This is a genomic window from Streptomyces hirsutus (assembly GCF_001418415.1).
Classification (GTDB): Bacteria; Actinomycetota; Actinomycetes; order Streptomycetales; family Streptomycetaceae; genus Streptomyces; species Streptomyces hirsutus.
Window position 1 is genome coordinate 1 of record NZ_LIQT01000446.1, and the last position, 7,814, is coordinate 7,814.

Sequence of the window (7,814 nt, forward strand, 5' to 3'; positions counted from 1 at the left end):
GTGCCGGCGTGAGGCCGCGCGGAGCCGTCCCGACCCGTGCCGACGCCCTGTAGTCTCCCCGGCATGCTGCGCTTTCCCGGTCACGGGCACCCCCGCCCCGACGACATCGTGATCGGCCCCCTCGACCTCACCGCGCACGTCGACGAGGCGCTGGCGGTCCAGGCGAAGGCGTTCGGCCTCGGCCCGGACGAGGTGGCCGTACGCCGGCAGATCGTGCTGCGCCACATGACCCTGCCGGGAGCCAGAGCCTTCGGTGCCACCGTCGCCGGCCGCCTCGTCGGCTTCGTCTACGGCATGCCCAACGACCGTGCCCACTGGTGGTCCACGGTCGTCGAACCCCATCTGCGCGCCCGGGGCCTCGACGACTGGCTCGACGGTTCCTTCGTCATCACCGAACTGCACGTCCACCCGCGCTACCAGAAGCACGGCATCGGCCGCTCCCTGATCACCACGATCACCGACGGCGCCGACGAACCCCGCTCGATCCTCTCCGCCATCGACATAGAGAGCCCCGCCCGCGGCCTGTACCGCTCCCTCGGCTACGAGGACCTCGCCCGCCGCGTCCACTTCCCCAGCGCCCCCAAGCCGTACGCCGTGATGGGCGCCCCCTTGCCGCTCCGTCGCGCGCAGGGCCGAAAGGGCCAGTAGGGCCACAGGGGCCGTAACCGATTTCCACCGCCCCGTCCCGCCCCGCTAACCTCCAGTCATCACCCAGACGCAGCAGGAGTACGAGAACCATGGCGAACGCACCGGTCCAGCGCATGTCCCAGTTGATGGCGAAAACGCTGCGCGACGACCCGGCGGACGCCGAGGTCCTCAGCCACAAGCTGCTCGTCCGCGCGGGGTACGTGCGCCGCACCGCCGCCGGCATCTGGAGCTGGCTGCCCCTCGGCAAGAAGGTCCTCGCCAACGTCGAACGCGTCGTGCGCGAGGAGATGGACGCCATCGGCGCCCAGGAGGTACTGCTCCCCGCCATCCTGCCGCGTGAGCCCTACGAGGCGACCGGCCGCTGGGAGGAGTACGGCCCCGAGCTGTTCCGCCTCCAGGACCGCAAGGGCGGCGACTACCTCCTCGGCCCCACCCACGAGGAGATCTTCACCCTCCTGGTGAAGGACCAGGCGTCCTCCTACAAGGACCTGCCGGTGATCCTCTACCAGATCCAGAGCAAGTACCGCGACGAGGCCCGCCCCCGCGCGGGCATCCTGCGCGGACGCGAGTTCCTGATGAAGGACTCGTACTCCTTCGACCTCGACGACGAGGGCCTGACCCGGTCCTACGGTCTGCACCGCCAGGCGTACCAGCGGATCTTCGAGCGCCTCGGCCTCGACTACCGCATCTGCGCCGCCACCGCCGGCGCGATGGGCGGCTCCAAGTCCGAGGAGTTCCTCGCTCCCGCGGAGGCCGGCGAGGACACCTTCGCGGACTGCCCGAACTGCGACTTCGCCGCGAACACCGAGGCGATCTCCTACGAGCCGAAGCCCGCCGACGGCTCCGCCGTCCCGGCCGCCGAGGACATCCCGACGCCCGACACCCCCACCATCGAGACCCTCGCCGCCTCGCTCGGCGTCCCCGCCTCGGCCACGCTGAAGAACCTGCTGGTCAAGGTCGACGGCGAGATCGTCGCCGTGGGCGTCCCCGGCGACCGGGAGGTCGACCTGGGCAAGGTCGAGGCGCACTTCGCCCCGGCCGCCGTCGAACTGGTCACCGCCGAGGACTTCGTCGGCCGCCCCGACCTGGTCCGCGGCTACGTCGGCCCGCAGGGACTGGAGAAGGTCCGCTACATCGCCGACCCGCGCGTGGCGCCGGGCACGTCCTGGATCACCGGGGCCAACAAGGCCGACACCCACACCAAGAACGTGGTCGCGGGCCGCGACTTCGAGGTCGACGCGTACGTGGACGTCGTCGTGGTCGACGAGGGCGACCCCTGCCCGAAGTGCGGCACCGGCCTCCGGCTCGACCGCGCCATCGAGATCGGCCACATCTTCCAGCTGGGCCGCAAGTACGCCGACGCCCTCAAGCTCGACGTCCTCGGGCAGCAGGGCAAGCCCGTCCGCGTCACCATGGGCTCCTACGGCGTCGGGGTCTCCCGCGCGGTGGCGGCCCTGGCCGAGCAGACCGCCGACGACAAGGGCCTGTGCTGGCCCCAGGAGATCGCCCCGGCCGACGTCCATGTGGTCGCCGCGGGCAAGGCCCTGCAGACCGAGCTCGCCCTCGACGTCTCCGCCAAGCTCGCCGCCGCCGGCGTCCGCGTCCTGGTCGACGACCGCGCGGGCGTCTCGCCGGGCGTGAAGTTCACCGACTCCGAACTGATCGGCGTCCCGCAGATCCTGGTCGCCGGCCGCCGCTCCGCCGAGGGCATCGTCGAGCTGAAGGACCGCCGTACCGGCGAACGCGAGGAAGTGACCGTGGACGAGGCGATCGCCCGCCTCACGGCCTGACCGCACCACCACCGAGAGCCCGCGCGGAACCGCCCCCGCGCGGGCTCCGGCGATCCCGGCCGAAGCCCACGGCCCGGTACGTGCGTCCCTGACGCCCCGGCCGTCGGCGGTGCGGGCCCGTACGCCGGAATCCACAGCGCGGCCGCCGTACCGGCGAACGCGGGGGATTCACCGTGGCCGAGGCCCCGGCTCGCTGCACGGCACGGCCACGCCGTCACCGTGCCGAGACCGGAGCCCGCGTCATGATCGCCGCCGGAGGGCCGGACCGTGCACAGCGGCTCACCGCGGCTCACCGCGTGACCGCGTCAACGGCGGACGGGAGGACCCGGTGGACGACGTGATCGCCCGGTTCACGCCGTCACCACGACGAGGCCGGGAGTCCGCGCGGAGTCGTTCCCCGTGCGGGCTCCCGGCGGCACCACGCGGTGTCAGAGCCAGCCGGCGAACTCCAGGAGAAGCTCCGCGTCCCGGTCGCGGCCGATGCGACGGGCGCGCACGCCGGACTCCACCGCGCGGAACAGCGTCCAGCCGCGCAGACGTTCCTGGTCGATCTCCAGGGACTCTGCCAGGCGCTTCACCCGGCGGCGGGTCGTCGTCGCGCCGGAGGGCTGGGCGATGAGGTCCTCCACGCGGTCGCGGACCAGCCGGGCCAGGTCGAAGGCGTGCTCGCCCACCACCGGGTCCGGGCCCACCGCCAGCCACGGCATCCGCTCGGCGGAGAGCACCTTGCTCTGCCGGAACGTGCCGTGCAGCAGCCGGTGCTCGGGCGGCGCGGCCAGCAGTTCCTCGCGCGCCTCCAGCGCCGCGGACACCAGCGGTGCCACCTCGGGAAAGCCCGCGGCACCCGCCCGCATGGCCTCGGCCTGCCGGCCGGTCCGCTCGGCCACCGTCTCGAAGGTATGAGCGGTGTCCCCCGCGGGCGGCTCGACCCACAGCCGCCGCAGCGTCGCGGCAGCCTCCAGCAGAGCCTTCGCCTCCGGCAACGACCGCACCGAGACATCCGGATGCAGCCGCTCCAGCAGCAGCGCCCCGTCCGGGGAGGAGGGCTCCAGCAACCGGACCGTGCCCAGCCCGTTCCAGTGGGCCAGCGCGGCCCGCTCGCTCTCCGGCCGGGCCCGCGCGGGGGCCAGTTTCAGCACGGCGGGCGTGTCGTCGGCCGTCCGCACCAGCACCACCAGGCTGCTGCGACCCCCGGGCACCTGCATCCGTTCCACGGTCAGCCCGCGCAGTGCGACGGCCTCACGCGCCGCCTCGGGCAGCTTCCCCAGCCAGTCCGCACCGCCGTCGGGAGCCGTCTCACCCAGCGCCCTCACCAGACGCTGCGGCGGTTCGAAGACCATGCGCGAGTCGTTCCCTTCGTGCTGTACGCGACATCTGCCGCCGTCCCCTCACGCCGCTCCTGCACGCCCTCGCGTGCGGTCGTGAGGCTCCCTCACACCGGCGGCACCGACGGAGCCTCCGAGGACGGCCCGGCCCGCTCGGCGAGCCCAGGGAAGGCTACGCTCTCCCCGCTCCAGCGCACCGCCCGCACCGCGGCCTCCCGCAGCGCCTCGGCCGCCGCGCGGCGCCGTGCGCCTTCGCTCGCGCGCACCAGGTCCGAGTACACCCCGGCCACCCGGTTCTCCAGCTCCGCCGCGAGCCGCACGGCCGCGGCCGGGTCCGCTACCTGGAACGGCAGCGCGTACCCCGCGGCCGCGGCCACGGGGTCGGCGCCCGTGTCCTTCACCTCGCGCACCAGCGCGTCCCGGCGCGCGCGGTGCGCGTCGTGGGCCGAGCGCGCGTCCGCGCGCCGGTCGTCGGCGATCCGCCCGCCGACGACCCCGTATCCGTACACCGCCGCGTGCTCCGCCGCCAGGGCCGCCTGGAGCGCCCGCAGCTCCCGGTCCTTCGCCTCGCTCACCCGTCAGCCCTCCGTCAGCACGAACACATGCGCCGCGCCGGCCGCCGCCACCGAAGCCAGCAGCCTGGCCAGCTCGGCCGGCGCGTCGAGCAGTGCTTCCAGGCGCCGGTCGGCGATCTCCCGCTCGGCGGCGGCGAGCCCGGAGAGGGCGTCCTTCTCCTTCGCGGGCACCGGCACCGGTGACGAGGCGGACGGCACCGGTGCCGAGGCGGACGGCCCCGCCCCGGCGGGCACCGGCGACTCCGGTGACGCCGAACCCGCCGCGGTCCCGAGACTCTCGAAGGCCTTCGCGTGCCGCACGGCGTGCTCGCGCAACGGACCCAGCCGCTGCGCGAGCCCGGCGTGCGCCGCGATCACGGCGTCGTACCGCTCGGCCAGCTCCCGGCTGTCGCGCGCCGCACGCGCGCGTGCCCGTTCGGAGGCCGGGGGAGAAGGACTGCCGGCGGCGGGGCCGGCATCCCGGGACCCGGCGGAACAGCCCGCCGCGAGCAGGGCCGTCGGGGCGACGGCGAGCAGGCTCCTTCTGCGCGGCCCCGTACGGGCGCGCGGAGCATGGGGGAACGGCACGGCAGACGTCCTCGGGGGCTCGTACGGAACGTGGCGACGGAAGAAGAGCCCCAGGCGCTGCGGTCGAACTCCCGCCCTCCGGGCGGACAAGGGGAGTTCGACGACAGGACCCGGGTCCGTGATCACGGTACCCGTGCATCTCCCCGACGGCGCTCAGCGGCACCCCCCTCGGTGACCGGGTGGACGGCATCACCCCTCGCGACCGGATACCCTTTGACCAGACACGAGCCCCATCCCACAACAGCACACGCGGCCGAGGAGTCACCCGGATGAGCAGCACCCAGAGCGAGAGGCTTCGAGAACTTCTGGAACCGCTCGTCAGCTCGCAGGGCCTCGATCTCGAGGAGATCGCCGTGGACACGGTCGGCCGCAAGCGGGTGCTGCGCGTCGTGGTCGACTCGGACACCGGCGCGGATCTGGACCGCATCGCCGATGTGAGCCGCGTGCTCTCGGCGAAGCTCGACGAGACCGACGCGATGGGCAGCGGCGAGTACACCCTCGAGGTCGGAACCCCGGGCGCCGAACGCCCCCTCACCGAGTACCGGCACTACGTGCGCGCCACGGGCCGCCTGGTGGGCTTCCGGCTGACGGCGGGCGACGAACTGGTCGCCCGGATCCTGCGGACCGACGACGACGGCCTCGACCTCGAGGTGCCCGGGGTCAAGGGCCGCAAGCCCACCGCGCGCCGGCTCGCCTTCGACGAGATCGACAGAGCGCGGGTCCAGGTCGAGTTCAACCGCAAGGACGACAGGTCCGCCGCGCAGGACGCGACCGGGACCGACGACACGAACGACACCAACGACAAGACGGAAGAGGAGGCGTAGCCGTGGACATCGACATGAGCGCCCTGCGGGGTTTGGTACGGGAGAAGGAGATCTCCTTCGACCTGCTGGTCGAGGCCATCGAGTCGGCCCTCCTCATCGCCTACCACCGCACCGAGGGAAGCCGCCGCCACGCGCGCGTGAAGCTCGACCGGGAGACCGGGCATGTGACGGTGTGGGCGAAGGAGGATCCCGAGGACCTCGACGAGGGCCAGGAGGCCCGCGAGTTCGACGACACCCCGTCCGACTTCGGCCGCATCGCCGCCACCACGGCCAAGCAGGTCATCCTGCAGCGCCTGCGCGACGCCGAGGACGACGCGACGCTCGGCGAGTACGCCGGCCGTGAGGGCGACATCGTCACCGGCGTGGTCCAGCAGGGCCGCGACCCGAAGAACGTCCTGGTCGACATCGGCAAGCTGGAGGCCATCCTGCCGGTGCAGGAGCAGGTTCCCGGCGAGACCTACCCGCACGGACTGCGGCTGCGCAGTTACGTCGTCCGGGTGGCGAAGGGCGTGCGCGGCCCGTCCGTCACCCTGTCGCGCACACATCCCAATCTGGTGAAGAAACTCTTCGCCCTGGAGGTGCCGGAGATCGCCGACGGCTCGGTGGAGATCTCCGCCATCGCCCGCGAGGCCGGCCACCGTACGAAGATCGCCGTCCGCTCCACCCGGTCCGGGCTGAACGCCAAGGGCGCCTGCATCGGCCCCATGGGCGGCCGCGTACGCAACGTGATGGGCGAGCTGAACGGCGAGAAGATCGACATCGTCGACTGGTCGGACGACCCCGCCGAGATGGTGGCCCACGCGCTCTCCCCGGCCCGTGTCACCAAGGTGGAGATCGTGGACCTGGCGGCCCGGTCCGCCCGGGTGATCGTGCCGGACTACCAGCTGTCCCTGGCGATCGGCAAGGAGGGGCAGAACGCCCGCCTGGCCGCCCGTCTGACCGGCTGGCGGATCGACATCCGGCCGGACACGGAGCAGCCCGGGGAATAGATCCAAGCCGCCGCGCGCTGAGATCACGACAGTCTTGCGCGCGGCACGTGTTCGATACTTGCCCCAAAGGGGTGAGGTCGGTCCGGGGAGGTAGACTTAGTAGTGTCTGGCCGGACACCTACCCACGCGCGCCCCGAGCGCACCTGCGTGGGCTGCCGGGAGCGAGCAGTCAAGAACGAGCTGCTGCGGACCGTGGTGATCGAGGATGTGTGCGTTCCTGATCCACGCGGTACGCTGCCCGGCCGGGGTGCGTATGTACATCCCGCCCCGGTCTGTCTCGACCAGGCGGTGCGCCGAAGGGCGTTTCCGCGGGCGCTCCGCGTCCCGGGACCGCTCGACGTAAAGGCGTTGCGCCACTACGTCGAGCAGGCACAGGGTTGCGACAGCAATCCGTAAGAAGACATGCCGTGCGGAACCCCCCGTGCGGTCTGGTACCTCGCGAGTCGAAAGCAGGTCGAGATTGCGATGAGCACTCGATGAGTACGCGATGAGTACGCCCATGAACTAGCGACGGTCCGGACGCAACCCGGACCTCAGAGGAGCGAAGTGGCTAAGGTCCGGGTCTACGAACTCGCCAAGGAGTTCGGTGTCGAGAGCAAGGTCGTCATGGCCAAGCTCCAAGAGCTCGGTGAATTCGTCCGTTCGGCGTCTTCGACGATCGAAGCGCCTGTAGTACGCAAGCTGACCGACGCGTTCCAGCAGGGCGGGGGCAACGGCAAGTCCGGTGCCAAGCCCGGCGCGCCCAGGAAGGCCGCGCCCAGGCCCGCGCCGTCCCCGGCGCAGGCACGTCCGGCAGCACCGCGGCCGCCGGCCGCACCCAAGCCCCCTGCTGCGCAGCAGCCCGAGGCCCCGTCGGCGCCCGCTCCGGCGGCCTCCGCTCCGGCGGCCTCCGGTCCGCGTCCGGGGCCGCGCCCCGCGCCGCGTCCGGCACCGGCGGTCCCGGAGTTCCAGGCCCCGCCGGCCGCCGCTCAGGCTCCGTCCCCGGCTCCGGCCGGACCGAAGCCCAGCGGCGCACGCCCCGGCGCCCCCAAGCCCGGCGGTCGTCCCGCCGGCCAGGGTGGTCAGGGCGGCCAGGGTGGTCAGGGCGGCCAGGGTG

At 72.9% G+C, this 7,814-nt stretch carries 9 protein-coding genes; 6 read left to right on the plus strand and 3 right to left on the minus strand.

Annotated elements, in window-relative coordinates; all coding sequences use genetic code 11:
- Nucleotides 1-63 precede the first annotated feature (63 nt).
- Together AOK11_RS29990 and AOK11_RS29995 are read left to right on the plus strand one after the other, a co-directional pair.
- Nucleotides 64-648, plus strand: coding sequence for a GNAT family N-acetyltransferase (locus AOK11_RS29990; RefSeq protein WP_055596845.1), 585 nt, complete (start codon nucleotides 64-66; stop codon nucleotides 646-648).
- An 89-nt stretch (nucleotides 649-737) separates the two neighbouring features.
- Complete coding sequence (locus AOK11_RS29995) at nucleotides 738-2,438, plus strand: proline--tRNA ligase (RefSeq protein ID WP_055596846.1); 1,701 nt, start codon at nucleotides 738-740, stop codon at nucleotides 2,436-2,438.
- Nucleotides 2,439-2,866: 428 nt separating this feature from the next.
- Here the strand turns inward: AOK11_RS29995 and AOK11_RS30000 are convergent, their stop codons facing one another.
- The 3 genes from AOK11_RS30000 to AOK11_RS30010 all read right to left on the minus strand — a co-directional run bounded on the left by AOK11_RS30000 (nucleotide 2,867) and on the right by AOK11_RS30010 (nucleotide 4,905).
- Nucleotides 2,867-3,778, minus strand: coding sequence for an aminoglycoside phosphotransferase family protein (locus tag AOK11_RS30000; protein ID WP_055596847.1), 912 nt, complete (start codon nucleotides 3,776-3,778; stop codon nucleotides 2,867-2,869).
- 92 nt (nucleotides 3,779-3,870) lie between these two features.
- Nucleotides 3,871-4,338, minus strand: coding sequence for a ferritin-like domain-containing protein (locus AOK11_RS30005; RefSeq protein ID WP_055596848.1), 468 nt, complete (start codon nucleotides 4,336-4,338; stop codon nucleotides 3,871-3,873).
- Between the two features lie 3 nt (nucleotides 4,339-4,341).
- Nucleotides 4,342-4,905, minus strand: coding sequence for a hypothetical protein (locus tag AOK11_RS30010; RefSeq protein ID WP_055596849.1), 564 nt, complete (start codon nucleotides 4,903-4,905; stop codon nucleotides 4,342-4,344).
- A 269-nt stretch (nucleotides 4,906-5,174) separates the two neighbouring features.
- Here AOK11_RS30010 and rimP point away from each other — a divergent pair, with 269 nt between their 5' ends.
- The 4 genes from rimP to AOK11_RS40815 form a co-directional block, all read left to right on the plus strand.
- Entirely contained in the window at nucleotides 5,175-5,729 is a 555-nt protein-coding gene (rimP, locus tag AOK11_RS30015; protein ID WP_055596850.1) for a ribosome maturation factor RimP, read from the plus strand.
- Between the two features lie 2 nt (nucleotides 5,730-5,731).
- Entirely contained in the window at nucleotides 5,732-6,718 is a 987-nt protein-coding gene (gene nusA / locus AOK11_RS30020) for a transcription termination factor NusA (RefSeq protein WP_055596851.1), read from the plus strand.
- 102 nt (nucleotides 6,719-6,820) lie between these two features.
- The gene (locus tag AOK11_RS40810) at nucleotides 6,821-7,114 is read left to right on the plus strand and encodes a YlxR family protein (protein WP_079035175.1); all 294 of its coding nucleotides are present in this window, start codon (nucleotides 6,821-6,823) and stop codon (nucleotides 7,112-7,114) included.
- Between the two features lie 150 nt (nucleotides 7,115-7,264).
- Nucleotides 7,265-7,814, plus strand: a 550-nt coding sequence (locus AOK11_RS40815) for a translation initiation factor IF-2 N-terminal domain-containing protein (protein ID WP_206188957.1), incomplete at its 3' end; no start/stop codon positions are given.